Raw genomic sequence first — 26,401 nt, 5'->3', positions numbered from 1 at the left:
TCAGGCGAACTCGCAGGTCACGCTGGCGCCGCCGTCGAGCGTCGCGTGGACGCGCTTGAGGCTTTCACCCGTGGCCATCGCGTCGAGCAAGCGGTCGGCCACTAGCGGCAGTACGTGCAGGTCCAGCAAGTGGTCGATCAGACGCGCGCCGCTGTCGCTTTGGGTGCAGCGTTCGGCCAGGTGATCGACGAGGTCTTGCGAGTAGCTGAAATCCAGCTGACGACGGTTCAGGCGTTCGCCCAGACGACCGAGTTTGATTTCGATCAGCTCGCGCAGCACCGGGCCGCCGACCGGGTAGTAAGGCACCACGCGCATCCGCGCCAGCAGCGCCGGTTTGAAGTGCTTGCTGAGCACTGGGCGAATGGTTTCTTCGAGCACTTCGGCGGTTGGCCGTGCACCGTTTTCGCAAAGGTCGCTGATGCGGTCGCTGCCCAGGTTCGAGGTCATGAGGATCAGCGTGTTGCGGAAGTCGATCTCACGCCCTTCGCCGTCGTTGGCCACGCCTTTGTCGAAGATTTGGTAGAACAGGTTGAGCACGTCCGGGTCAGCCTTTTCGACTTCATCGAGCAGCACAACGGAGTACGGCTTCTGCCGCACGGCTTCGGTGAGCATGCCGCCCTCGCCGTAACCGACGTAGCCCGGTGGTGCACCGATCAGGCGCGACACGGTGTGCTTCTCCTGGAACTCGGACATGTTGATGGTGGTGATGAAACGATCACCGCCGTACAGCAAGTCGGCGAGGGCCAGCGCGGTTTCGGTCTTGCCGACACCGCTCGGGCCCACCAGCAGGAACACGCCCACCGGTGCGTCCGGTTTGTTCAGGCCGGCAGCGGTAGCGCGCATCGAGCGGTCCAGTGCGTGAACGGCTTGTTCCTGGCCACGGATGCGCGTGCGCAGGTCGGTGGCGAAACTGGCGACCTTGGCGTTGTGTTCGCGGGCCAGTTGCGCCAGCGGCACGCCGGTCCAGGCGCTGATGACTTCGGCGACCAGACGCGGGCAGACTTCGAAGCTGACCAGGCGTTCTTTGACCTGAGCATCGGTCAGGGCTTTGTGAGTTTCGTTGAGCGCGGTTTCGAGGGACTCGACGTCATTCACTGTTTCGAGGGTTTCGATCACGGTGCCTTCGGCGTCTTCCTCAACCGTGACGGTCGGCTCGACGGCAGCAGCCTCGCGAGCCTTGGCCAGTTGCTGACGCAGATCCAACAAGCGCTCGGCCAGTTCTTTCTGCTCGGTCCACAGCGTTTCGAGGGCGACCATTTCGTCTTCGGCGGCGGCCAGACGATCTTCCAAAGCATCCAGCGCTTCGTGATCAATCAACAAACCGGCTTCGGCATCACGACGCAACGCCTGACGCTGACGACCACCTTCAGCCAGTTCGCCACGCAGACGTTCAAGGCTTTCCGGTGCAGCGGCGAGGCTGATGCGAACACGGGCACAGGCGGTGTCGAGCACATCGACGGCCTTGTCCGGCAGCTGGCGGCCGGCGAGGTAACGGGCGGACAACTCAGCCGCCGCCACCACCGCGTCATCGCGCAGGTAGATGCCGTGGCTCTTCTCGTAGACCTGCGCCAAACCACGGAGGATGGTCACCGCTTCGCTCACGGTCGGTTCGTGCAGTTGCACCGGTTGGAAACGACGGGCCAGGGCCGGGTCTTTTTCGAAGTACTTCTTGTACTCCGCCCACGTGGTAGCGGCGATAGTGCGCAACTCGCCACGGGCCAAGGCTGGTTTGAGCAGGTTGGCCGCATCGGAACCACCGGCATTGCCGCCCGCGCCGATCAACGTGTGGGCTTCGTCAATGAACAGGATGATCGGCTTCGGCGAGGCTTTGACTTCGTCGATCACGCCTTTGAGGCGACGCTCGAATTCACCTTTGACGCTGGCGCCGGCCTGCAACAGGCCCATGTCCAGCGACAGCAGCTCGACGCCTTTCAACACTTGCGGCACTTCACCGGCGGCAATGCGCGAGGCCAGGCCTTCGACAATCGCGGTTTTACCAACACCAGCTTCGCCGACCACAATCGGGTTGTTTTTGCGGCGACGGGCGAGGATGTCGACCATCTGCCGGATCGCGCCATCGCGGCACAGCACCGGGTCGAGTTTACCGTCGCGGGCCTGCTGGGTCAGGTTGTGAGTGAAGCGCTGCAACAGCGATTCGCCCGGCACGGCAGGCTTTCCGGTGGCCGGTTGCTCTTTCTGCGACAGGGCAAATTCTTTAAGGCGCTCGATGTTCAGCTTGGCCAGCAACGACTGGTAGCGGCTGCCGGCGTAGCGCATCGGGTTGCGCAGCAGCGCGAGGATCAACGCGGCTTGCTCGACCTGGCTCTGGCCCAGTTCAAGGTTGGCCACCAGCAACGCGTCTTGCAGCCACTGCACCAGTTCCGGGGCGAACACCGGGTTGCGCGAGGCGCTGTGCTCGACCCGCGATTGCAACGCGGCGCTCAGCTCGCCAGCATCCACTTCGGCGTCTTGCAGCGCGCGTGCGAGCAGGCCTTGCGGGCGCTCCAGCAGGCCCAGCAGCAAGTCTTCGACGAGGATCTTGCTGCCGCCACGGGCGACGCAACGCTCGGCAGAACTTTCCAGATCACGACGGGTTTCGGCGTCCAGCGCCTGGATAAGTTGTTGCAGGTCTACGTTGATCATTGGTCATCTGTCCTTAATGAATTTTGCTGCCCAGGGTCACCACGCCGTCCGCTTTTTCGCGGCCCAGCCAACTGGTCCATCCCAGGCGACAGGCGTTCTGCTCACCGATGCGCAGTTCGCGGATTTCTTCCTGGCGCAACACCAGGCGAATGTCATAGTCGAGCGGGTCACGCAGGGTGAACCGCACCAGCGCGCACAACGGCTGGTAGCCGAAACCGATTGGCAGGAACTCGTGAAAGCGTTGCCAGTCGAGTTCGCGGATGTGAATGCGGAATTTGCCGCTGCGGTCGCGCACGTGCTCGCCCAGCACCAGGTCTTCGCCGAGCAGGCTGTTGGCGCGGCCCAGACGGTTGCGCTGCTCGTCGAGAATTTCCACCCGGCGCTCGATGCATTGCTCGATGGTCAGCTCGGCGTGCTTGAAGTAGTAACGCAGCACCGCTTCGATCAGCGCCGCCGAGTGCGCCCGCAAGCTGAGCAAACCGAGGTACGGCAGCAGGCGTTTCCAGTTCAGTTCCTGGGCCTTGCGGATCTCTTCGCCGCCAAGGCCGATCAAGGCAAACAGCTGCGCCGAGAACGGGTCGAGCGCGCCGCTCTGGAAGCTTGCGCGATAGCGGTACTTGCGCCAGATCGGCAGCATCAGCCGTTGCAGGCGATGGTGAAACAGATCGAGGAAGTTGCGGGTCGGGTTGCCGTCTTCGCTGTCGCCCAACGCCTGTTCGCCGTAGAACGCCGGCAGCGGCGAACCGGAACCGACCAGACCGATCAGGTTGAACCGCAGGCGCGCACGCATGTGCCCGTGCTCTTGGAAAAACTCCACGCGATCAACGTCGCTGCCAGGGAAACCCAGGCTCGGGTTGGCCTGGAATTCCAGCTGGTCGTACAGGTCGTCTTCGCTCAGGTGCGGGTGGGCCTCGCGCAGCCGGTCAATCACCAGCAGCACGGCCTGAAACAGCGAGTACTCGCGTATTCCTCGGGTCAGTCCGCTTAAAGAAGCGGCTGCAGGCCCATACGTGGTGTCCATTGGTACACCTCTCCCTGTGTGCTTTTTACCCGCAGCTCGTGGTACGAATTGAGACTGGCGTAAAGCGCGAAAAACTCGTTGAGAACCGAAGCGAAAACGAACAAGTCGCCCTCGCCGATATACCCTTCCGGGTCGATGGTCAGCTCGGTGCGCAACCCGCGAACCGGCAACCCTCTGTGCAACCGGTCGACGTGGTGGTGCTTGATCGACTTGAGCCCGCCGAGCAGGCGCTTGCTGACTTTTTCCGCGTGTTGGTCGTAGTAGCGCGGCAAGTCGTAGGTTTCGAGAATCACCTTCAACGCATTGACGTCGGCCAGGGACAAATAGTTAAGCGACATGTTGCTGATCAACTTCCAGAGGAAGTCGCGGTTCAGCGGCGGCGCGAAACTCGACGTGGCCGGGGTGATGTTGCGGAAGCTCAAAAACTCCGGCGTCTCTTCGCAGGCCATGCAGATGTCGCCGAGCTTGAGCTTGCGCGGCAGGTTCTGGTTGGTGCACATCAGCTCGATCGACAGGGTTTCATGGGCTTCGGTGTGGCGGATGCCGAAGCTCAGGTAGGTGTCGAGGCCGTCGTGCAGCAAGGAGGAACGCTGGCGAATGCTGTAATGCGGACGGCTGTTGGGCACGTCGAAACTCGGGTCGTGCTCGAAGGATTCGAACGGCACGTACTCCTGATAACCGAGGCCGCCGGGCTTCCAGCCGGTCACGGTTTCCACCGAAAACACGCCGCAGTTTTGCAGATCGAATTCGGCGGGCAGCAGCAGGTATTCGTCCTGCTTGCCGTCGAGGCGGATCGGCAAGGCGTCGTGCTCGAACAGGTTGACGATGGGCGTGCAGTAGAGCTTCACGTTATCCAGGGTCGGACGCATCCGCATGATGCCGCTCTTGCGAATATCGAAGCGCAATTCGAGGCCGCGCATCTGCTTGAGCGTGTCTTCCGGCAAGGCTTTGAGCAGGTCCAGACCGTTGATATCAACGAAGAGGAATTTGTCCTGGAAGGCAAAGTATTCCTGCAAGTAGCGATAGCCACGGAAGGTGTTCAGCGGATACGGGATCAACGCTTCTTCTTCGGCAAAACCCACCGGCTGCACCCGATCGCCGGGCATCTTGAACGCCATCGGCGTGCCGTTGACGCCGTTGATGGGCTTGCCGGCGCCGTCCAGCGGGATCAGCTCAATGCCTTCCAGATTGCGCAGCAGGCTCAGGTAAAGCATCTGGCTGATGTAGCGCTCACCGGCGAAGTGCAGACGCAGGCGGCTCAACTCCAGCTCACCGAGGTGACCGTCGGCGCTCATCTCCAGACGCAGGCTCAACAGCGAACCGTCGCCCTTCACCGAGTAATTCAGCGCGGCCAGATCCAGCGGCAACACCTCGGTTGGGTAGCAGGTGCGGAAGCGGCAACGCACGTCATCGATTGGCACGCTCTCGATCGGCGTATCGCGCTCGACCCTCAACGCAGGCCCCGAACGCTTCAACGGGTCGAACTGCAAAATGCTGAACGCTGGCAGCGGCCGCATGTAGTTGGGCCACAGCAGGTGCATCAGGGAATGGCTGAGCTCTGGCAGTTCATCGTCGAGCTTCTGACGCAGGCGACCGGTCAGGAATGCAAAACCCTCCAGCAACCGCTCCACGTCTGGATCTCGGCCGGCCTGGCCAAGGAAAGGCGCCAACGCCGGGCTACGCTCGGCGAATCGACGACCTAACTGGCGAAGTGCGGTGAGTTCGCTTTGGTAGTAGTGGTTAAAGGACATGGGTTAGCTGCCTGATGGTGAGTTACGTCGGGAAATCAGTCGATCGACTATTAAGCGAGCGACCAGCGCCAAGAGGCTCATACTGCTTGTAAGTCCGCTGTATGCCATTGCCCTTACCGGGTTTTCGGGGAGAAAATAAAACAGAACAACAGCGACCATAAACATTATTGCTACAATTTTCGCAGCCAGTTTTGGCAGTACAAAAACAACCATATTCACAAAAATAAAAAAATAAAAAGTCAACTCAGCAGTTATACCAATAGACACTCCTCTTGCTGTAAATCCACCCGCATGCAACTTATATAAAGCCACCCCATAATCATGAACAAAAAAATAAACCACACCTACCAATAGATAAATAACCAGCCCCGCTAAAACTTTTAAAGTCATGGCGTCCACGTTTTATATTTTGCAAGAACATCCGCAGTAATCGAAGTTTTAAGAAGATCAACTGAGGCAGGCTCAAAAACAGTACTTACCTCTGGCACATCTCCGCCAGCACCCCGCAACCCACCAAAACTCTTTGTACCGACGACTCGACGGAAGTTTTTAGATGCCCACAACGATGCTCTGATAATTATGAAATTGTCATAGACGTTTTCACTTCCATCGTCCTTTCCACCGAGCGAACCGTCCGCCCATTCCAAACCAGTCACCCCGGTTTTTCTGACTGCAGAATCGATGTCATTCGTTTCTTGCCAGTACATTCGGAATGTATCCACCGCAAAGGGTATCTGGCCCAGCCCATCAGTCCAGTAAGGGTCTCCTTCCACGAGGCAAAGCAGAAATCCACTGCCGCCGTCTGTTTGCTTTTTCCAATCACCAGGCATGTTTCGGTAATACATAAGCGACTCGCGATCGACAATGGCGAAGTCTATTATCGATTGCCAAGTGTGTTGTTTATAGGCGCCAAATGCTTCAGATCCCTCCACGCTACTTTCGGGATTGACCCATACCCGTTCACGATAGAAATCAGCCAACGGCTCAAACCATTGGATCGCCTCTGCATAGAGTGCTTCGGCTTTTATAATACGAAAGGGCTTATCTCCATCATCCGGTCGCACTGCAAACAAAGGCACACCATTCGAGCGTGTTATTAACCAGATTTCCGGAAGATTTAAATTTTCCGGATCAGTATCGTCGCTGGCGGTAGTTTTATTGTCGAGCCTTAATGCAGTTGCGCCGTCTTCGGTAACAAAGGTGTAAGGCACGCCGTCAATTTCAACAATCGTTTCCAAGACCCTACTCCGAAGTTACTAAGATAGTGACAGTTTCAGGTTTCTGGCCAGATGAAAAACATCCAGACATTCCAGATAACGCCGTACCCACTTTTTCGATCCCGCTTTCGGAAGTAATTCGGTAGTTCAGCCCCTCAACCGCTTTTCCAGTGGCCGTTTTAAAAGCAAAAACACGATTGAATACCCCGGGGATAATCACAGGTAACGGCGGAACAAACGGCACCGGCGAATGCGAATTCCCGATAATCACCGTCCCGGAACCGGCCGTAACCTTGTTGCCATGCGTCCCAACGGAATCCACCATCGCAGCCGGTTTCCCGTTAATCAAAACCGTCGTCGCCAACCCGCCCGACATCGCACCACCACACGCCGAGGCATCGCCTTGGCGGGCGGCCGCGAGGCCGTCGAAGAAGACGTCGCCGGAACCGGCGGCGATCGGGTTGGTGCCGTGGCCGGGGAGCGGGCAAGCGGTGGGGTCGGATACGCGTGCTGCTGGTTTGCCGGACATACGAATCTCCTTAAGTGACCTTGACTTGACCGCTGCCATCCAGGCGCGCGGCGAAACTGACCTGGCGCTTGAAACCATCAACTTCCAGCAGGCCTTCGATGCTGAAGGACAGGCGAAGCTGATCGTTGTCACGCGGCAGGGAGATGACACGCACGTTGCTCAGGCGCGGTTCGTAGGCTTCGATGAAGCTTTCGATGGCCAGGCGGGCCTGACTCAGGGAGTCGTGCAGGCTCAGGCGCATGTCATTGAGATCGGGTAGCCCGTAATCGGACAGCGTTTGCACGCTGCCCGCACGGGTGCTGAGCATCTTGGCCAGATGGGCAGCCACGGACGCCATGGCGGAGACCTCGCGGCTCCAGCCGACGCGTTTGTCCGCGTCGCCACCCAGGCGTTCGAAAAGGCTGCCGTATCCAGTCATGAGTTAGCTCCGCTTACTCTTTGTCCAGCTTGCCAACCAGCGACAGGGTGAAATCGGCACCCATGTACTTGAAGTGCGGGCGCACGTTCAGGCTGACGCGGTACCAGCCAGGCTCGCCTTCGACATCGCTGACGATGATCTGGGCAGCACGCAGCGGACGACGGCCACGGACTTCGGCGCTCGGGTTTTCCTGGTCGGCCACGTACTGGCGGATCCACTTGTTCAGTTCCAGCTCGAGGTCGGTGCGCTCTTTCCACGAACCGAGTTGCTCGCGCTGCAGCACTTTCAAGTAGTGAGCCAGGCGGTTGACGATCATCATGTACGGCAGTTGGGTGCCGAGCTTGTAGTTCAGCTCTGCTGCCTTGCCTTCTGCGCTGATGCCGAAGAACTTCGGCTTCTGCACCGAGCTTGCGGAGAAGAACGCCGCGTTGTCGGAGCCTTTGCGCATGGTCAGGGAGATGAAGCCTTCCTCGGCCAGTTCGTATTCACGACGGTCGCTGACCAATACCTCGGTAGGGATCTTGGTTTCGATTTCGCCCATGCTTTCGAAGTGGTGCAACGGCAGGTCTTCAACCGCGCCACCGCTCTGCGGGCCGATGATGTTCGGGCACCAGCGGAATTTGGCGAAGCTGTCGGTCAGCTTGGTGCCGAACGCGTAGGCGGTGTTGCCCCACAGGTAGTGCTCGTGGCTGTTGGCGACGGTTTCTTTGTACACGAACGATTTGACCGGGTTTTCTTCCGGGTCGTACGGGTTGCGCAGCAGGAAACGCGGCACGGTCAGGCCAATGTAACGGGAGTCTTCCGACTGGCGGAAGCTCTGCCATTTGGCGAATTGCGGACCTTCGAAGTGATCCTTCAGATCCTTCAGGTCCGGCAGGCCGGTGAAGCTTTCCAGGCCGAAGAATTTCGGGCCGGCGGCGGCAATGAACGGCGCGTGGGACATGCACGCAACGCTGGACACGTACTGCATCAGTTTCACGTCCGGCGAGCTTGGGGACATGAAGTAGTTAGCGATGATCGCGCCTACCGGCTGACCACCGAACTGGCCGTATTCAGCGGTGTAGATGTGCTTGTACAGGCCAGCCTGCATCACTTCCGGCGAATCTTCGAAATCGTCCAACAGGTCTTCTTTGGAGACGTTGAGGATTTCGATCTTGATGTTTTCGCGGAAGTTGGTGCGGTCGACCAGCAACTGCAGGCCACGCCACGACGATTCCAGGGACTGGAAGTCCGGGTGGTGGAGGATCTCGTCCATCTGACGGCTGAGCTTGGCATCGATCTCGGCGATCATGCGGTCAACCATGGCTTTCTTGACCGGCTCACCGTTGTTCTGCGGCTTGAGCAGCTCTTCGATGAAGGCCGACACACCGCGCTTGGCGATGTCGTAGGCTTCGTCGTCCGGCGTCAGGCGGGTTTCGGCGATGATGCTGTCGAGAATGCTGTATTCGCCGTTCTCGTTACTCTTTTGCTGCGCTGCACTCGTGCTCATGTTGGCTTCCTTGGCTGATGGAGACTCAGACGTCCTGGGCTGCGGCGTTCAGGCCCAGCTCACCCAGTACGCGACCGCGGGATTCGTCGTCGGCGAGAACGCCTTCGATGGCTTTGCGGAACGCAGGCGCGTTACCCAGCGGGCCTTTGAGGGCCACCAGCGCGTCGCGCAGTTCCATCAGTTTTTTCAGCTCAGGCACTTGCTCGACCAGGCTGGCCGGGTTGAAGTCCTTCATCGAGTTGACGCGCAGTTTCACGGCCAGTTCTTCAGTGTCGCTTTCTTCCTGAAGACGGTTCGGTACGCTCAGTGTCAGCTGCAGCTCTTGCTTGGCCAGCACCTCGTCGAAGGTCATCTTGTCGATGCTGATCGGCTTGCGATCTTCGACTTTGCGTTCGTCCTTGCGGTGGGTGTAGTCACCGATTGCCAGTAGTTTCAACGGCAGTTCGATCTCTTCCTGGGCACCACCGGTGGCAGGTTTGAACGTGACGTTGATGCGTTCCTTGGGGGCTACCGAGCCTTCTTTGGCCATGGCTTTTCTCCTTGCGGTTGTGGCCCTGGGGCCTATTCGAGTACCACTTCGAGATCGAGGTGGCACAGCCTGCGATAAATCTCTTCCTTGCGTTCACGTACGGCATGGTTCTGCGGCAACAACTCGCAGCAGCTATGCAGTAAATGCAGCACTTCCAGCGCAAGATCGGGCTCCCAGGCGTGCAGGCCTGAGTCCTGTAATGTTTGGTCGAGGGTTTCGAGTTGGGTCTTGGCCAGTTCGTATTTCTTGGCCATGAAGCACAGCCGCGCGAGGGCGAACTGCCAGAAGAACCGAACGCGCCCGCCGTTGGCGCTTTGCAGGCCCTGCTTGAGGATTTGCACAGCGGCCTTGAGGCCGTCCTTGCGCAGAATCGGCAGGACCTCTTCGAGGGCCAGTTCCCAGGCGGGCTGGGTGTCGGCGACTTCGACTTTGCGCGGCGCACTGGCGCTTTGCAGGTGCGGCATGACGTTGGCGCTGATCCAGGCGCGGGTGGCCGGATCGGCAAACGGCGCGCCGTCATGGAAGCGCAATTCGACGATACCGGGCAGGCGCTGAACCAAAAGCGCGAAGTGGATTTCCACTTCGCGCATCGCCATTTCTGCGTTGAGTGCCTGGAGGCATTCCCAGACCATTCGCTGGCCATCGAACCAGAACGGCGCCTTCGCCAGGCTCGCCTCCAGTTCCACCAACAGGTCAGCGTATTTGCCCTGGTCGTAACGGTCCTGATAGGCCTTGAGCTTGTCCGCCGGCAAACCGCGCAGCACGGTGATCTGCTCGGCATTACGTTCGGGGACAGCGTCGATGGGCAACCACAACAGCGTGCGATTGAGGCGCAGGGCGCGCAGGTCGGTAGCTTTCTGCTTGAGCCACCAGGCGCACAACGGCCGGGCGCTTTCTTGCTGCGCGCGCAGGGCTTTGTGGGCTTCTTTTTCGTTGTCGATCGGCGCGCCGGGCGTCAGCAGTTGCGTCGCGACTTGTTTGACCTGAGCCACGGCCGCACCCACCACGCCTGGTTCCGGCTGGTTGTCGGCGGCGCGTTGCACCATGTTTTTCAGACGGCGGGAGATTGGCAACAGCAACGGCGCGTCGTCACCCAGGTGCTCGGTGCACGCGGCGTCGAGGCCTTCCAGGTGTTCCACCAGACGGCGGAACATCGGCAACTGCTCTTTGATCGCGACGTTTTCGGTCAGCACCTGCTCAAGACGCGGCACCAGCCAACTGATCGCAGCGGAGCGCGTACGTGCCTTGTTCGGGTGGACTTCGGCCCAGTGGCTTTCGCACAAGTAGTGCAGCAAACCGAGGCCGGCGAGCAGGCCTTGAAAGGATTCGCGCTGGTACAGGGCCCAGGTCAGCCAAGCGCCGACGCGCAAATCCTTGGACTGGGTGCGCAGCAGGTTTTCGCTGTTTTCACGGATTTTCAGCCAGTCGATCTGACCGCTTTCGTGCATGGACGAGGCTTTGGCCAGCTCGCTTTCCAGTGACTCATATTCGCTCGAAAAGCGAACATCCTCGCCCGCGAAATTCTCTTTGGAAACAGAGGCTTTTGCGAGATCGAGGTAATGAGCAGAAAGTTTGCTTGAGTAGGACATCCATGGCCTTTAGTTTGGATTACGGTCATACGCTCATTGGAGTTCCAACGGCGTGAGACAGAATCAAAGAGCTGCGAAATGTCTCATCCAATTGAGATCGTGCTCTTTCAAAGTGGGCGCATCGTACTCACGATGATGGCCACTAGCAAGCACCCGATTAAACAATAAGACGAAGCGCGTTTATCTCTCGTAGGAGATCTCCCTATATGTAGCAAGGGGATCCCTGATGTCAGTTTAATAATTCAGCGCTCGACCCAACGCCCTGAAACCGTTGAGGTAGAGGCCTCCGACTCTTTCACCTGAATAAACCGCATATTCATTGCCGATTGCTCCCTTTGGCAGGCGCGCAGCATGCCAAAAACTAAAAAATATAAATGTAGGAGCATTCCGAAATGTTACGGGTATCGATGAACAAAACGACGAGTGACAACTGTCGATAAGAAAAGTGCCATCACTATGATGGCCACTTTGAATTTAAAACAAAGTTCCAAAATGGAACTTCGGGTATTTGGGAAATATCACACCACTCTTCAAGATCCTTCCTACATCAATACTTTGCATGCCTTGTTAGCGTGCCCGGCATTTTGGCGACTTAATCCGGGCACGTATGGCTCGGTTTCGCCGATTTTTCTTTCAGCTTAAGGACGAGCGACTACGTAGCAAAAGGATAAGCGCATGCTTGCATCGGCCAACGTTGCCCACTTCACCCTCCTTATCCCGACGATTCGCAACGACTTCAAAGTGCTGGCCTTCGAAGGCACGGAAACCATCAGCGCCTTGTATTCGATCCAGGTTGACCTGGTCAGCGAGCATCCGGATTTCGATCTGGAAAGCTTGCTCAACCAACCCGCCTTTCTACAGTTCGGCCTCAACGGCGAGGGCATTCATGGCCATGTCACCAGGGTGTCCGTAGGCGAAGTCGGCAAGCGCCTGACCCGCTATCGCATGCACCTGGTGCCGGCGCTGCATGACTTGCAGTTCAGTCACGATCAGCGAATTTTCCAGGGCCTGACGGCGCCGCAAATCATCGCTCAGGTACTCAAGGGGCATGGCATTCAAGCCGATGCATTTAGCTTCCACGTCAGAACGAGTCCCGAGCGCGAATACTGCACCCAATATGGGGAAAGTTGTTTTGAGTTCGTCCGGCGACTGTGCGCCGAGGATGGCATTGCGTGGCATCACCAGCACTCACGGGAAGGCCATGTGCTGGTGTTCAGCGATGATCAGACCGCCTTTGCGAAATTGGGCGAAACGCCCTACCTGCAAGGCGCCGGCATGGTGGCGGAGCATCCGGTCGTCAGCCAGTTTTCCATGCGTTACAGCACTCGCCCCAGCAAAGTCACCCGCCGAAACTACGACCCGAAACACCCGAGCTTGCTGCTGGAAAGTCGCTTCATCGCCGAGTTCAGCCCCGAGCTTGAAGACTATCGTTACCCGCTGTTTTTCGAGACCGAAAAGCACGGCAAACAGCTCACTCGGCAAGCACTGGAGCGGCACCGCGCCGACTATCAATTGGCCAAGGGCAAAAGCGATCAACCGTGCCTGCGCAGCGGCCACTTTTTCAGCCTGACGGATCACCCACGCGCCACGTACAACGACCTGTGGCTGTTGCTCAGCGTTACTCATATCGGCAAACAGCCGCAGGTGCTGGAAGAGTCAATCACTGACACCGAGGGCAGTTTTACCCAGGGCTACCAAAACAGCTTCAGCGCGATTCCCTGGGACGTGTTTTATCGGCCGCCGATGCCCGCACAACGCCCCGTGCTCGTCTGCCAGACCGCCCGCGTCACCGGGCCTATCGGGGAAGAGATCTACTGCGATGAAGACGGTCGCGTCAAAGTCGAATTCCATTGGGACCGCGCTGAGCACAACAGCGAACAAAGCAGTTGCTGGCTGCGGGTGGCGTCCAGTTGGGCGGGGGATCATTTCGGCGCGGTGACCATTCCGCGCATCGGCATGGAAGTCCTCGTCACCTACCTCGAAGGCAATCCAGATAACCCACTCATAACCGGTTGCCTGATCAACAAGGTCACACCGGCGCCCTACCCCTTGCCCGAAAACAAAACCAGAACCGTGCTGCGCAGCCACAGCTCGCCGCATACCGGTGGCTATAACGAACTGTCGATCGAAGACCGCGCCGGGCTGGAGTTGATCTACCTGCGAGCGCAGCGGGACATGGAGCAGAAGGTCGGGAACGACAGCCGACTGGACGTGGGGAATGAGCGTCGGGAAGCGATCAAGGGCAACAGCATCGCGGTGCTCGGCGCGGAGGAACATCGCACGGTTACAGCGGATAGAAAGGTTCAGCTCAAGGCCAATGACTATCTGCAAATTGCCGGGAGTAGCCACAACCAGATTGGCGAAGCGTGGGTGGTTGAGGCCGGTGAGCACGTTCATATCAAGGCTGGCGCCCATCTGGTGCTGGACGCGGGCGCCAGCATTACGTTGAAGGCCGGTGGTCACCATGTCGTGATCGATGCGGGTGGGGTGTTCAGCAGTAGTGAGGTTGAGGTCGGTGGTTCGCCGGGAACGGGGATGGCGGCGCATGCGTTGTTGCCGGGGACGGTCGCGGGGTTGTTGGCGGCGGTTGTGCCTGAGCCGTTGGAAGAGGATGAGCTGGAGGAAGAAGAGGAAGAGGTTGAAGAAGAAGGGATTACGTTGCGGATCGGGGTGTTCTTCGATGGTACGGGGAACAACAAAGCCAACAGTGAGACCGTGGCAGCCTGCTATGCGCCGGACGCCAAATTGGAGGAGGCTGCCGAGGAGGTACAGAAGTATTGCGCGGCTTATGGGTATGACGGCAACGGGAGCTCGCCGGACAATAGTTATGGGAATGATGTGAGCAATATCGTGCGGCTTTACAAACTCTATGAGGATCGAGTGGACGAAACGCTGTTGCCAGAGGCAACGAAGACCTCGATCGCCGTTTATGTTGAGGGCATCGGGACCACGAGTGGGGGTGAAGACTCGCGTTATTCCCAGGCAACGGGGCGGGGTGAAACTGGGGTGGCTGCGCGGGTCGAGCAGAGTCCGGCGCTAATCATGGAACAGTTACGCCGACTGGATGAAAAGAACCCGGGGATGAAGATTGATCGGATTGAATTCGATATTTTTGGTTTCAGCCGAGGTGCGGCAGCCGCACGACACTTTGCAAATGAAGTACTCAAGGGCGAGCGAAACGTTCTTGCGGCATCACTGCCGGCGGGCTCTCCGATTCTGTCCAGTGACTTTAACTGGCGTCTAAAAACTGATGTCACCATCAACTTCATTGGCCTGTTCGATACTGTTGCATCCATAGCCAACCCATGGGTGTTGGACTTCAACGGCGGCAACAGTAGGAACCCTTTCCTCAATCTCAGGCTTCCCGACGACTGTGCCAAAAAAGTTGTGCACTTGGTCGCGCGAGACGAAATCCGTGAAAATTTTGCCCTCAACAGCCTTGGCGATACCGACCTGGTTTTACCCGGTGTGCACTCAGACCTTGGTGGTGGTTACTTGCCAATTGCCAATGAAAAACTTTTGCTGGGTAAACCCTTAACAAGCACCGTGAACGAGAGCATGGATGCAACCCGCAGTGCCGCTTACCTTTCAGCCGAAAAAGAGGCATTCGCTTGGTACGGAAAAGGTGTTATCGACTTCGAAGGGCCGCTCAAGAAAGTCAAAGTGGCGTATTGGGAAAAGCCACTTCCTTACGAAAAAGGGCCCGCTGGAACAAAGATCGAACCACAGAAGAGGGTTTTCGCAGCAACCGCGATTGAACGCCCGGTGCGAGGCGAACTGTCGCTTGTTTATTTGCGGATCATGCGGGAACTGGCAGTCAGGCACGATGTGCCATTCAAGCTAATCCCCGATATTCCAACCCTGCGATTACCCGATGAACTAGAGCCTATTCACAAAAAGCTGCAGGCGTATGCCCTTGGCGAAACAACGGTCGAGGGATTAACCCACCAGGAACGAGCATTGCTACGCAGTCGCTACATCCACATTTCCGCTAGTTGGAACGCAGCCAGAGATTTCAATAGCAGCGACATGAGCGTTTTTTTCATCAACCGACCGGCTCAAGACAACAAGCGTGTGGTGCATCCCAATGAATAATTCCGTCTGCCTTTTCACCAAATGCACAGGCTTACTGTTTGCGCTGCTTTTTACTGGTGGCTCGCAGAGCTTCGCCCAAACCGGTAAGGAATTACCTTGGTTCCTGGGTTTTTCAGCGCCTGCTTACATGGAGGTCTGGATTGAAACAGCAGACGTAGTGGATATCAAAGAAAGGGTATTCCGAGGTGCAGGAGGGGGTATCGCTTCTGTTCCAAAGCCACCGAACAATCAAGGCATTGCCAAAGGCTGGGTCAGCAGTAACGGGGGTGGGAAAGGACGGCATGTCACTGGTGCCGACCTACCACGGTTGATCTATGTGCGCTGGCAATCGCTGGTGGAGCCACAAACCTACGAGGCGTACATCGTCATTCCCGAATCAGCGCGGGAGATCATGCGTAAACCTGAAAAAGCTTTTTGCAGAGCGGACGGTAAATGGATCACCGACTACCGCGATGACATTGGCATTGGTCTGGCGCCGGGCGGTATTGCCAAGATATGGCTGGGCGGCCCTTGCTTGAAGGCGGTCGAGATTCTTCGGGTAGTGGGCACCATCAATACACAAGGTCCCTCCCAGGGCAAAAATGAAGGCCGATATGCTCTGCCTTTGTCACTGGAGTCCAAAACCTACATTGAGAAGTTCGGAATTCCTTATGGCTCTTGGTAACCACTACCTCACGGCCTCGATGAGCATCAAATCGGCCAAATTGATCACAAAATGCGCCCGTCTGCTGTTTGGATTGCTGTTGATCGCGAACACACAAAGTTTTGCGCAATCAAGGAACGACGAGCCTTGGTCTCTAGGCTTCGGGGCGCCGGATTACATGGAAGTCTGGATTGAAACAGCGGACGTTGTAGATATCCGCGAACGTGTTTTTCGTCGTGCGGGCTCTGGGATCGCATCGGTACTGACCCCAAGAGACAACAAGGGAAAGCCCGCTGGTTGGCCTAAAAGTCCCGGCCGAGGTGCCGGTCGTGACGTAATTGGCGCGGACCTGCCTCGTCTGATTTACGTGCGCTGGCAGTCATTGGCGGAACCACAAACCTACGAGGCTTACATCGTCATACCCGAATCGGCGCGGGAGATCATGAGCAAACCTGAAAAGGCTTTTTGCAGAGCTGACAGTAAATGGATCACCGATTACCGCGATGACATTGGCATTGGTCTGGCGCCGGGCGGTATTGCCAAGATATGGCTGGGCGGTCCTTGCTTGAAGTCGGTCGAGATTGCTCGAGTCGAAGGAACCATTAACCCAAGGGGTCCCTATGAAGGAAAATCCGGTGGCAAGCATCGACCCTTGTCTGAGGCATCCAAGGCTTACGTAGAAAAGTTCGGAATCCCCTATGGAAGCTGGTAAGGAATGCCAACATTTCCGATGGTTAAACACCGCTCAATAGCGCTTGTTTAAAACGCCTCAAGGTTACGTCCTGCAAGCTACAACACCTTGCGTCGTTGCCTACGGCTACGCCAGAATCCGCCGGCTTGTGCGCCTTGGGGGCGGTCGGTAACTTGGTTCGTGTCACTGCTCATCAGTGATCGGGTTTAGTCGCCCGGCTAGTCATCTACGGTTGCACAAGTGTCATCCAGTCAGGTGTTTGCCTGCACTTGATGGTGGCTGTGCGCATGGCGCCCTTGGGCGCGCCGGGTTTTGGTGACTTTACCGGTCGACTAACTTGCGCACAGCCGCCTCCTTTTCGTTTAGTCGCGAAATGGTCACGGCCCTACTAAAGGAAAGTAACCATGTTCAAGGTCACACCAAACCCACCGGAAACCGATCCGGTTTCCCCATACGAAAGCCCCGACTCAAACAAACTCAACGAAGCCGCCGAACGCGCCCTCGACCATCACTTCCCGCCAACCGAACCCAAACCTCCGAAACGCAACGGCCAGCTCTTCAGCGTCTGCCCCGGCATCAACACTGAAGCCCTCCTCGCCAACGCCTCGGAAGACCTGCTATCCATCAGCGCCATCGCCGCCGACCTCGCCGACGATGTGGACGGCTCACGCCGCTCCGTAGCCCTGGCGCTTAGCCGCATGGCCGACGGGGTGCATTTGTTGGTGGAGCGTGCACTGGATCATCTGGATGAGCCCGAGATGGCGGCGGTTTTCGCCAAGCAACAAAGTCGGACCGTTTGATCCGTCACGCACGTATATCTGTAGGAGCCGGCTTGCTGGCGATGGCGGTGTGTCAGGCGACATTGATGTTGATTGATCGGGCGCTATCGCCGGCAAGCCGGCTCCTACAGTGAGTGTTGTCTGCTGAAAAGATGGGGAGGCCCTTGTCGCTGAATTGCTGCGGGGGGAAGTGGGGAATTCGCCCGGCACGCAGATCTGTAGGAGCCAGCTTGCTGGCGATGGCGGTGTGTCAGGCGACGTTGATGTTGGTTGATCGGGCGCTATCGCCAGCAAGCCGGCTCCTACAAAGGGCACCTCGTCAGCCATAAAAAATGGGCACCCAACCTGGTTGGCGTGCCCATTTTTTGTTCCGCTCACCCGCTATGCGGGCGTCGGTGCGTGTTACGGATTAACGCTGTCTTTCAACGATTTGCCTGGCTTGAACGCAACGGTGTTGCTGGCCTTGATTTTGACGGGCTCACCGGTTTGCGGGTTTTTGCCGGTGCGGGCGCCGCGGTGGCGTTGCAGGAAGGTGCCGAAGCCGACCAGCGTCACGCTGTCCTTGCGGTGCAGGGCGCCGGTGATTTCTTCGAGAACGGCGTTGAGAACGCGGTTGGCCTGTTCTTTGGTGAGATCTGCTTTTTCCGCGATGGCGGCGGCGAGTTCTGGTTTACGCATTAGTGAAGCCCCTTTGACGGTTTTTTGTTGTTATGTCCGTGCTGTTCTCGTTGGAACAGCGCCCAAAGCGCCGCAGGTGCTCTACTCTGCGGCAGACGGGAGTGAGAATGGCACGCACGGAAGAGCCGCGCCAGTCTCGGCGCGACGTTTGTGGGGGCAAAAGAGGGGTGATTCCGACAGAACGACCGGTATTTACGCCAGCAGCGGTGGAAGCTCTTTGTTCAGTGCGAGTTTTTCCATCACCGCCGCGCCTGTCAGGGCATAACCGAGCAGTTTTCCGGCGGCATCGCGGCATAAAACCTTGATGTCAGCGCCCTGCCCTTCGACGGTCCAGACGCCTTCCAAACCCCGTGGCGGCGGCGAAACCACCAACGGGCAAACCGGCGTTTTGACGGTGATCGGCATCGCGCCGTAGCTCACCGTTGTCGGGTTGCCGGCGAGGGTTTGTGCCAGCGCTCTCGCACAGCTCATGAGGGGCATCACGTACAGCAAATTCAGCCCGTCGACTTCAGCGCAGTCGCCCAAGGCGTAGATGTTGGCGTGGGAGGTTTGCAGGTGACGGTCGACCACTACGCCGCGATTGACCTGCACACCGGCGGCGGCCGCCAGGTCGATGCGCGGACGCAGACCGATGGCGGAGACCACCACGTCGCACGGGATGACCTGACCGTCAGACAGATGCGCTTCCAAACCCTCTTCAACACGCTGCAAGCGGTTGAGCACCGGCCCGAGGTGGAAACGCGCGCCGAGGCTTTCCAGCCCGGCTTGGACCGCAGCGGCTGCCGCCGGGTGCAGCAAGGTCGGCATGACCTGTTCGCACGGTGCAACCAGTTGCACCTCGTAACCGCCAAGGATCAGGTCGTTGGCGAATTCACAGCCGATCAGGCCGGCACCGAGCAACAGCACCCGGCGTTTGCCGGCCGCTGCCGCACGAAAGCGCGCGTAGTCTTCGAGGTCGTTGATCGGGAACACGGCGTCCGCCGCATCGCCTTCGATGGGCACGCGCACGGTTTCGGCGCCCCAGGCCAGGATCAGGTCGCGGTAGATCACTGATTCTTCGCCGATCCACAGGCGTTTGTGGCCAGGATCGATGCCGCTGATACGCGTGTGGGTGCGCACTTCGGCCTTCAGCTGTTCGGCCATGGCGCCGGGTTCGGCCATGCTCAGGCCGTCGGCGTCTTTGTTCTTGCCGAAGCCCGTGGAGAGCATCGGCTTGGAGTAGGAGCGCCCGTCATCGGCGGTAATCAGCAGCAGCGGGGTTTCGCTATCGAGTTTGCGAAACTCCCGGGCGAGGTTGTAGCCAGCCAGCCCGGTGCCGACGATCACGACAGGTGCGTTCATTCCTTACTCCTCTAAATGTCTTAGTTGATTTCGATCATTTCGAAATCCATCTTGCCGACGCCGCAGTCCGGGCACAGCCAGTCTTCCGGCACGTCTTGCCACAGGGTGCCCGGCGCAATGCCGTCATCCGGCCAGCCGTCGGCTTCGTTGTAGATCAGGCCGCAGACCACACATTGCCACTTTTTCATTCAGGTACATCCTCAGGATTCAGGCTTATTGCCGGCGCGAACGGTCGATGGTTGCAGCGCTGCCGTCCGGCTCAGGGCGTTTTGTACTGATCGGGCCCGGCAGATGCAAGCCTGTTCGACGCAATGGGGCGCCGGATCAATCAAAATTACCGACCGACATGGTAAGCTCGCCGCCTCATTTGCTGCCAATAATGACTCACTGTGCCGCACTCAAAACCTCCTTTCTGGCTTCCCCAAAGCCGACTTTCGCCGCTCCCCGACACGTCTACCCTCGACTGGTTGTTCGACGAAGGTTCGCTGACCCGACGGCTGACCCGTCTGTCGAATGACAGCTTCAGCGTCACGCCGCTTTTCGAAGGCTGGCAACCGCTGCGCGCGGACGAATGTGCGGCACTGGACCTGGCCGAAGACAGTGAAGGCTGGGTGCGCGAGGTGTATCTGCGCGGCCACGGTGAAGCCTGGGTGTTCGCCCGCAGTGTGGCGGCACGCAGCGCGTTGCAGGGCGACGGGTTGCACATGGACGAGTTGGGCAGCCGCTCGCTGGGCGAGTTGCTGTTTTGCGATCAGGCGTTTCAGCGTCGCGCCATCGAGGTTTGTCACTATCCTCAGGAGTGGCTGCCGGTGGAGTGCCGGGCACCTGAATTGTGGGGCCGTCGCTCGCGCTTCGACCGTGGCGCCTTGAGCGTGCTGGTGGCCGAGATTTTCCTGCCGACCTTGTGGCACGCCACCCGCGCCCATCCGGAGAACTGCTGATGTACCAGAGCCTGCTCAAGTCCCTGAACCGCTTGAACCCTCGGGCCTGGGATTTCATTCAGTTGACGCGCATGGACAAACCCATCGGCATTTACCTGCTGCTGTGGCCGACGCTGTGGGCGTTGTGGATTGCCGGCAAAGGTTCGCCGTCGCTGGCCAACGTGGTGATCTTCGTGCTCGGCGTGGTGCTGACCCGCGCCGGCGGTTGCGTGATCAACGACTGGGCGGACCGCAAGGTCGATGGCCATGTGAAACGCACCGAACAGCGCCCGCTGCCGAGCGGAAAAATCAGCTCCAAAGAAGCGCTGGTGTTCTTTGCATTGCTGATGGGCGTGAGCTTCCTGCTGGTGTTGTGCACCAATGCGCCAACGGTGTGGTTGTCGTTCGGCGGTTTGGCGCTGGCCTTCACTTACCCGTTCATGAAGCGCTACACCTATTACCCGCAAGTGGTGCTGGGCGCGGCGTTTTCCTGGGGGATGCCGATGGCGTTCACCGCCGAAACCGGCGAACTGCCGGCGGCGGCGTGGCTGCTGTGGATCGCCAACCTGCTGTGGACGGTGGGTTATGACACCTATTACGCGATGACTGATCGCGACGACGACTTGAAGATCGGCGTGAAATCCACGGCGATTCTGTTTGGCGAGGCGGACCGGGTGATCATCCTGACCTTGCAAGGGTTGGCGTTGGGTTGCCTGTTGCTGGCCGGGTCGAAATTCGAGCTGGGTGGCTGGTTCCACCTGGGACTGCTGGCGGCGGCGGGCTGTTTTGCGTGGGAGTTTTGGTACACCCGTGGCAAGGACCGGATGCGCTGCTTCAAGGCGTTTTTGCACAACCATTGGGCGGGGTTGGCGATTTTTGTGGGGATTGTTTTGGATTACGCGGTGCGGTGAGGCGGCTGACGCCTTCGCGGGCAAGCCTCGCTCCTACGGAAACGAGGCCGCCGTTTCGGATCGGGCTTACATCTTCGGCCCTTGGAGCACGTGCCAGACGTCCTTCATTTTGTCACCGGCCTTGTCTCCCGGTTTCGCGTCCTTCTTGAAGTAGTACAGCGGTTTGCCCTTGTAGGCCCACTGCATCGTGCCGTCGTCACGCTTGACGATTGTCCAGTCACCTTCGGCCTTGGCGCCCGCTTCCGGCTTGAACGGTGGCCAGTACTCTGCACATTCACCAGTGCACACCGACTTGCCAGCGGTGGTGTCCTTGTCGAACGTGTACAGGGTCATGCCCTTGTGGTCCGCCATCACACCGTCTTTCATCATCACAGGCTCAGCCGCGAAGGCCATTGCCGGCAACGCCAGGGCTGCGGTCAGCATCAAAGCCTTGAAGGAATGCGAGTATTTCTTCATGGAAACCTTCCTTTTGTGGTTGTCAGGATTCGGACTTAGAGCTTAGTTCAGGTTCGCGACAATCGCCGGGCGACTAAAATACTGTCACACGACTGCAATAATTCCGTTATCTAATGCGGCGCAAGACAGTTAAATGACAAGAGGATTAAAGGCATGGTTGGCAGGAGCATTCTGATCGTCGACGACGAAGCGCCCATTCGCGAAATGATCGCCGTTGCGTTGGAAATGGCCGGCTATGACTGCCTGGAGGCCGAAAACTCGCAACAGGCCCACGCGATCATCGTCGACCGCAAACCGGACCTGATCCTGCTCGACTGGATGCTGCCCGGCACCTCCGGCATCGAACTGGCCCGCCGCCTCAAGCGCGATGAGCTGACCGGGGACATCCCGATCATCATGCTCACCGCCAAGGGCGAAGAGGACAACAAGATCCAGGGCCTGGAAGTCGGCGCCGACGACTACATCACCAAACCGTTTTCCCCTCGTGAGCTGGTTGCGCGCCTCAAAGCCGTGCTGCGCCGCGCCGGCCCTACCGATGGCGAGGCACCGATTGAAGTCGGCGGCCTGCTGCTGGACCCGATCAGCCACCGCGTGACCATCGACGGCAAACCCGCCGAGATGGGCCCGACCGAATACCGCTTGCTGCAATTCTTCATGACCCACCAGGAACGCGCCTACACCCGTGGTCAGTTGCTGGATCAGGTGTGGGGCGGCAATGTGTATGTCGAGGAGCGCACCGTCGACGTGCACATCCGTCGCCTGCGCAAAGCCCTCGGTGATGCCTATGAAAATCTGGTACAAACCGTGCGCGGCACCGGCTACCGGTTTTCCACCAAAGCCTGATTCAGCCCTTTCCCGCCCGACAAGCTGACAAGGACGCGCGTTCAAGTGAACCAAAACTGGCATGGCACCCTGATTCGCCACATGCTGCTACTGGTCACCGCCTGCCTGGTGATCGGCCTGATTACCGGCTACTACGGCTGGAGCCTCGCTGCGGGCCTGGGCCTTTACCTGGCCTGGACCCTCAAGCAATTGCTGCGTCTGCACGAGTGGCTGCGCCTGCACAAACCCGATGAAGCGCCGCCCGATGGCTATGGCCTGTGGGGCGAAGTGTTCGACAGCATCTATCACCTGCAACGCCGCGACCAACGCGTGCGCGGACGCCTGCAAGCGGTGATCGACCGGGTCCAGGAATCCACCGCCGCGTTGAAAGACGCGGTGATCATGCTCGACACCGACGGCAACCTCGAATGGTGGAACCGCGCCGCGGAAACCCTGCTCGGTCTCAAGACGCCGCAGGACAGCGGCCAGCCGGTGACCAACCTGGTGCGCCACCCGCGCTTCAAGGAATACTTCGAGCAGGACAGCTACGCCGAGCCGCTGGAAATCCCTTCGCCGATCAATGATCGACTGCGCATTCAGCTGTACATCACCCGTTACGGCAACAACGAACACTTGATGCTGGTGCGCGACGTGACACGCATCCATCAGCTGGAACAGATGCGCAAAGACTTTATCGCCAACGTTTCCCACGAACTGCGCACGCCGCTGACGGTGATCTGCGGGTATCTGGAAACCCTGCTCGACAACGTCGATGACGTGAACCCGCGCTGGACCCGTGCCCTGCAGCAAATGCAGCAGCAAGGCGGGCGCATGCAGACGTTGCTCAACGACTTGCTGCTGCTGGCCAAGCTGGAAGCCACCGATTACCCGTCGGACAACCAGCCCGTGGCCATCGATGGCTTGCTGCAATCGATCAAGGGCGACGCTCAGCAACTGTCCGGGCAGAAAAACCAGCGCATCACCCTGGAAGCCGATCCGACGATTCTGCTCAAGGGCAGCGAAGCCGAATTGCGCAGTGCGTTTTCCAACCTGGTGTTCAACGCGGTGAAATACACCCCGGCCGAAGGCAATATCCGCATTCGCTGGTGGGGCGACGAGCAAGGCGCGCACCTGAGCGTGCAGGACTCCGGCATCGGTATCGACAGCAAACACCTGCCGCGCCTGACCGAACGGTTCTACCGCGTCGATTCCAGCCGCAACTCCAACACCGGCGGCACCGGGCTTGGGTTGGCAATCGTCAAACATGTGCTGCTGCGCCACCGCGCACGAATGGAAATCAGCAGCGTGCCGGGCCACGGCAGTACGTTTACCTGCCATTTCGCGCCGGCCCAGGTCACCAAATCCCGGGTCATCAGCACGGCCGACTGATACCGGCCAGCATTCGCCACTAGGCAAGCACCCGGTCAGCCGCTACATTGGCTGACTTGTGCCTGCCCTTCAGGCACCGCATTGACCCCCTTTTCGAATACACGGAACCCGCAAAACTCCATCATGGACCCTTCCCCTGGCTTGACCCTCGCGACACTCTTTGCCGACTTCGGCATGATTCTTTTTGCTCTGATCCTGGTGTTGCTCAACGGATTTTTCGTTGCGGCGGAATTTGCCATGGTCAAACTGCGCTCGACCCGGGTCGAGGCCATCGCTGATAAAAACGGCTGGCGCGGGCACATCCTGCGCACCGTTCACAGTCAGCTCGATGCCTACCTTTCGGCTTGCCAATTGGGTATCACCCTCGCCTCCCTGGGCCTTGGCTGGGTTGGTGAACCGGCGTTCGCGCACATCCTCGAACCGCTGCTGGAAGCCGTCGGCGTGCAGTCGGCCGAAGTGATCAAGGCCGTGTCGTTCTTCGCCGCGTTCTTCGTTATCTCGTACCTGCACATCGTGGTGGGTGAACTGGCGCCGAAATCCTGGGCCATCCGCAAACCCGAATTGCTGTCGCTGTGGACCGCCGTGCCGCTGTACCTGTTCTATTGGGCGATGTACCCGGCGATTTACCTGCTCAACGCCAGCGCCAACACCATCCTGCGCATTGCTGGCCAGGGTGAACCCGGCCCCCATCACGAGCACCATTACAGCCGTGAAGAACTGAAACTGATCCTGCACTCCAGCCGTGGCCAGGACCCGAGCGACCAAGGCATGCGTGTATTGGCCTCGGCGGTGGAAATGGGCGAGCTGGAAGTGGTCGACTGGGCCAACTCCCGCGAAGACCTGGTGACGCTGGAGTTCAACGCGCCGCTCAAGGAAATCCTGGCGATGTTCCGTCGCCACAAGTTCAGCCGTTATCCGGTGTACGACAGCGATCGCCAGGAGTTCGTCGGCCTGCTGCACATCAAGGACCTGCTGCTGGAACTGGCCGCGCTGGACCACATTCCCGAGTCGTTCAACCTGGCTGAGCTGACCCGACCGCTGGAACGCGTGTCGCGCCACATGCCGCTGTCGCAGTTGCTGGAACAGTTCCGCAAAGGCGGCTCGCACTTCGCACTGGTCGAAGAGGCCGATGGCAATGTCATCGGCTACCTGACCATGGAAGACGTGCTGGAAGTGCTGGTCGGCGACATTCAGGACGAACACCGCAAGGCTGAGCGCGGGATTCTCGCGTACCAGCCGGGCAAGTTGCTGGTTCGCGGCGATACGCCGTTGTTCAAGGTCGAACGTCTGCTGGGCATTGACCTGGACCACGTCGAAGCCGAAACCCTCGCCGGGCTGGTGTATGAATCCCTGAAACGGGTGCCGGAGGAGGAAGAGGTGCTGGAAGTTGAAGGCTTGCGGATCATCATCAAGAAGATGAAAGGGCCGAAGATTATTTTGGCCAAGGTGTTGATGCTGGATTGAGCCCTACCCCTGTAGGAGCCGGCTTGCTGGCGATGAACGATAACGCGGTTTCACATGACACCGCGGCGCTGCCATCGCCAGCAAGCCGGCTCCTACAAGGAAGGCGTCAGCCCAGGCACCGCATCACTGTTTGCCCAACGCAAAGTTGGGCAATGCCCCCACCGGTTGATTGAACTGGTACGGAATCGACACCAGCCCCATCCCCGTATTGCGCTGCACCACGAAATGCAGGTGCGGCCCGCTGCTGTTGCCGGTGTTGCCCGACAGCGCCAGCGGACTGCCCACCGACACCCGCTGCCCCTCGCGAACACTCACTGAACCTCGCTTGAGGTGCAGGTACACGCCCATCGTCCCGTCATCGTGCAGCACCCGCACGAAATTGCCTGACGGATCGTTGCCGCGCCCGGTCTGGGCATTCTCGGTTTTCACCACTACCCCGCCCCGCGCAGCAATGATCGGCGTGCCCTCAGGCATCGCGATATCCATCGCGTAGCGGTTCTTCGGGCCGAAGTGGCTGTATTGGCCATTGGCCCCCTGGCTCAGCCGAAACGGTCCACCGCGCCAGGGGAACGGGTATCGATAGGCCATGGCGGCCCCTGAGGGATCACCCAGGAAGTATTCAAATCTGGGGGTGTACGCGAGCGGCCTTTCGGCCCGCGTCGCCGTGAGCAGCGCCAGACGAATGCTGCTGCGCGCCGGCATGACCCGGCGAATCGGTCGGCTCGGCGCACCGCTGACGTTCTGCAGCCCGGCGAAACTCAACTCGATCTGTACCGGCGCGTACAGGTCGTTGCGCACGTACACGCTGTCCACGCCTTTTTTCTTGGTGATGACGAGGTACACCTGACGCTCAAGGTGCTCGACCATGCGATCACGAAAAGTGAACACCTTGGCGCCTTTCGTGGGGCGGTCGCTGTAGGAGACCACACCATTGGCATCGGTGGATTTGTAGATGGTCATGGCCATGGCCGTAGAGGACGCCATGAACAGACCACAGCAAAACAGCAGGCGCGCGAGCATGGGCAG

The 26,401-nt window shown here is 58.9% G+C and carries 24 protein-coding genes; 9 read left to right on the top strand and 15 right to left on the bottom strand.

The window, feature by feature from the left end:
- From tssH to tssA, 10 genes are read right to left on the bottom strand one after another with little or no spacing between them, the layout of a single operon-like run.
- Complete coding sequence (tssH, locus tag IB246_RS05665) at window positions 1–2,643, bottom strand: type VI secretion system ATPase TssH (RefSeq protein WP_008038097.1); 2,643 nt, start codon at window positions 2,641–2,643, stop codon at window positions 1–3.
- A 13-nt stretch (window positions 2,644–2,656) separates the two neighbouring features.
- Complete coding sequence (gene tssG, locus IB246_RS05660) at window positions 2,657–3,664, bottom strand: type VI secretion system baseplate subunit TssG (RefSeq protein ID WP_008030662.1); 1,008 nt, start codon at window positions 3,662–3,664, stop codon at window positions 2,657–2,659.
- Window positions 3,628–5,415: a type VI secretion system baseplate subunit TssF gene (gene tssF / locus IB246_RS05655; protein WP_008038098.1), complete on the bottom strand. Its 1,788-nt coding sequence runs from the start codon at window positions 5,413–5,415 to the stop codon at window positions 3,628–3,630. The genes tssG and tssF overlap by 37 nt, the downstream gene beginning before the upstream one ends.
- A 3-nt stretch (window positions 5,416–5,418) precedes the next feature.
- On the bottom strand, window positions 5,419–5,805 hold the full coding sequence (locus IB246_RS05650) for a hypothetical protein (RefSeq protein ID WP_081500188.1): 387 nt from the start codon (window positions 5,803–5,805) through the stop codon (window positions 5,419–5,421).
- Window positions 5,802–6,653 (bottom strand): hypothetical protein, encoded by an 852-nt coding sequence (locus IB246_RS05645; RefSeq protein WP_008038099.1) that lies wholly within the window; start codon window positions 6,651–6,653, stop codon window positions 5,802–5,804. Before IB246_RS05645 ends, IB246_RS05650 begins: the two co-directional genes overlap by 4 nt.
- A 4-nt stretch (window positions 6,654–6,657) precedes the next feature.
- Window positions 6,658–7,161, bottom strand: a complete 504-nt coding sequence (locus tag IB246_RS05640) for a PAAR domain-containing protein (protein ID WP_008038100.1) — start codon at window positions 7,159–7,161, stop codon at window positions 6,658–6,660.
- Window positions 7,162–7,171: 10 nt separating this feature from the next.
- Window positions 7,172–7,579: a type VI secretion system baseplate subunit TssE gene (gene tssE / locus IB246_RS05635; RefSeq protein ID WP_008038101.1), complete on the bottom strand. Its 408-nt coding sequence runs from the start codon at window positions 7,577–7,579 to the stop codon at window positions 7,172–7,174.
- A gap of 13 nt (window positions 7,580–7,592) precedes the next feature.
- Window positions 7,593–9,068 (bottom strand): type VI secretion system contractile sheath large subunit, encoded by a 1,476-nt coding sequence (gene tssC / locus IB246_RS05630; protein ID WP_008030678.1) that lies wholly within the window; start codon window positions 9,066–9,068, stop codon window positions 7,593–7,595.
- A gap of 25 nt (window positions 9,069–9,093) precedes the next feature.
- Entirely contained in the window at window positions 9,094–9,597 is a 504-nt protein-coding gene (gene tssB / locus IB246_RS05625; protein WP_008030679.1) for a type VI secretion system contractile sheath small subunit, read from the bottom strand.
- Window positions 9,598–9,629: 32 nt separating this feature from the next.
- The gene (gene tssA, locus IB246_RS05620) at window positions 9,630–11,186 is read right to left on the bottom strand and encodes a type VI secretion system protein TssA (protein WP_008038109.1); all 1,557 of its coding nucleotides are present in this window, start codon (window positions 11,184–11,186) and stop codon (window positions 9,630–9,632) included.
- Between the two features lie 675 nt (window positions 11,187–11,861).
- Here tssA and tssI point away from each other — a divergent pair.
- From tssI to IB246_RS05600, 4 genes are all read left to right on the top strand, one after another.
- A complete protein-coding gene (gene tssI, locus IB246_RS05615; protein WP_008038110.1) occupies window positions 11,862–15,281 on the top strand; it encodes a type VI secretion system tip protein TssI/VgrG in 3,420 nt (1,139 codons plus the stop codon).
- On the top strand, window positions 15,274–15,945 hold the full coding sequence (locus IB246_RS05610; RefSeq protein WP_008038111.1) for a DUF2931 family protein: 672 nt from the start codon (window positions 15,274–15,276) through the stop codon (window positions 15,943–15,945). Before tssI ends, IB246_RS05610 begins: the two co-directional genes overlap by 8 nt.
- Window positions 15,932–16,636, top strand: coding sequence for a DUF2931 family protein (locus IB246_RS05605; protein ID WP_008038112.1), 705 nt, complete (start codon window positions 15,932–15,934; stop codon window positions 16,634–16,636). The genes IB246_RS05610 and IB246_RS05605 overlap by 14 nt, the downstream gene beginning before the upstream one ends.
- A gap of 383 nt (window positions 16,637–17,019) precedes the next feature.
- On the top strand, window positions 17,020–17,415 hold the full coding sequence (locus IB246_RS05600) for a DUF6124 family protein (protein WP_008030683.1): 396 nt from the start codon (window positions 17,020–17,022) through the stop codon (window positions 17,413–17,415).
- 381 nt (window positions 17,416–17,796) lie between these two features.
- On the opposite strand, the gene IB246_RS05595 is transcribed toward IB246_RS05600, so the two are convergent.
- The 3 genes from IB246_RS05595 to IB246_RS05585 form a co-directional block, all read right to left on the bottom strand.
- Complete coding sequence (locus IB246_RS05595) at window positions 17,797–18,072, bottom strand: HU family DNA-binding protein (RefSeq protein ID WP_003213368.1); 276 nt, start codon at window positions 18,070–18,072, stop codon at window positions 17,797–17,799.
- A gap of 192 nt (window positions 18,073–18,264) precedes the next feature.
- Entirely contained in the window at window positions 18,265–19,413 is a 1,149-nt protein-coding gene (locus IB246_RS05590; RefSeq protein ID WP_008038113.1) for an NAD(P)/FAD-dependent oxidoreductase, read from the bottom strand.
- A 20-nt stretch (window positions 19,414–19,433) separates the two neighbouring features.
- Window positions 19,434–19,601, bottom strand: a complete 168-nt coding sequence (locus IB246_RS05585; RefSeq protein WP_007954349.1) for a rubredoxin — start codon at window positions 19,599–19,601, stop codon at window positions 19,434–19,436.
- A 201-nt stretch (window positions 19,602–19,802) separates the two neighbouring features.
- On the opposite strand from IB246_RS05585, the gene IB246_RS05580 reads away from it, so the two are divergent.
- Together IB246_RS05580 and ubiA are read left to right on the top strand one after the other, a co-directional pair.
- Window positions 19,803–20,354, top strand: a complete 552-nt coding sequence (locus IB246_RS05580; protein ID WP_008038114.1) for a chorismate--pyruvate lyase family protein — start codon at window positions 19,803–19,805, stop codon at window positions 20,352–20,354.
- The gene (gene ubiA, locus IB246_RS05575) at window positions 20,354–21,244 is read left to right on the top strand and encodes a 4-hydroxybenzoate octaprenyltransferase (protein WP_008038125.1); all 891 of its coding nucleotides are present in this window, start codon (window positions 20,354–20,356) and stop codon (window positions 21,242–21,244) included. Before IB246_RS05580 ends, ubiA begins: the two co-directional genes overlap by 1 nt.
- A gap of 66 nt (window positions 21,245–21,310) precedes the next feature.
- Here ubiA and IB246_RS05570 read toward each other — a convergent pair whose 3' ends face one another.
- The gene (locus tag IB246_RS05570) at window positions 21,311–21,700 is read right to left on the bottom strand and encodes a hypothetical protein (protein WP_008038127.1); all 390 of its coding nucleotides are present in this window, start codon (window positions 21,698–21,700) and stop codon (window positions 21,311–21,313) included.
- A gap of 153 nt (window positions 21,701–21,853) precedes the next feature.
- Between IB246_RS05570 and phoB the strand changes: the two genes are divergently transcribed.
- The 3 genes from phoB (at window position 21,854) to IB246_RS05555 (ending at window position 25,375) form a co-directional block, all read left to right on the top strand.
- Entirely contained in the window at window positions 21,854–22,543 is a 690-nt protein-coding gene (gene phoB / locus IB246_RS05565) for a phosphate regulon transcriptional regulator PhoB (RefSeq protein ID WP_007896474.1), read from the top strand.
- A gap of 81 nt (window positions 22,544–22,624) precedes the next feature.
- Window positions 22,625–23,911: a phosphate regulon sensor histidine kinase PhoR gene (phoR, locus tag IB246_RS05560; protein ID WP_219739792.1), complete on the top strand. Its 1,287-nt coding sequence runs from the start codon at window positions 22,625–22,627 to the stop codon at window positions 23,909–23,911.
- 123 nt (window positions 23,912–24,034) lie between these two features.
- Window positions 24,035–25,375 carry a hemolysin family protein gene (locus IB246_RS05555; protein ID WP_008030693.1) on the top strand — a complete coding sequence of 447 codons (1,341 nt, stop codon included), beginning with the start codon at window positions 24,035–24,037 and terminating at the stop codon, window positions 25,373–25,375.
- Window positions 25,376–25,498: 123 nt separating this feature from the next.
- On the opposite strand, the gene IB246_RS05550 is transcribed toward IB246_RS05555, so the two are convergent.
- Window positions 25,499–26,395 (bottom strand): peptidoglycan DD-metalloendopeptidase family protein, encoded by an 897-nt coding sequence (locus IB246_RS05550; protein WP_008038129.1) that lies wholly within the window; start codon window positions 26,393–26,395, stop codon window positions 25,499–25,501.
- Between the last annotated feature and the right edge of the window lie 6 nt (window positions 26,396–26,401).

This window comes from Pseudomonas sp. PDM01 (assembly GCF_014852325.1).
Classification (GTDB): Bacteria; Pseudomonadota; Gammaproteobacteria; order Pseudomonadales; family Pseudomonadaceae; genus Aquipseudomonas; species Aquipseudomonas migulae.
This window is presented reverse-complemented; position numbering and strand designations above follow the sequence as displayed.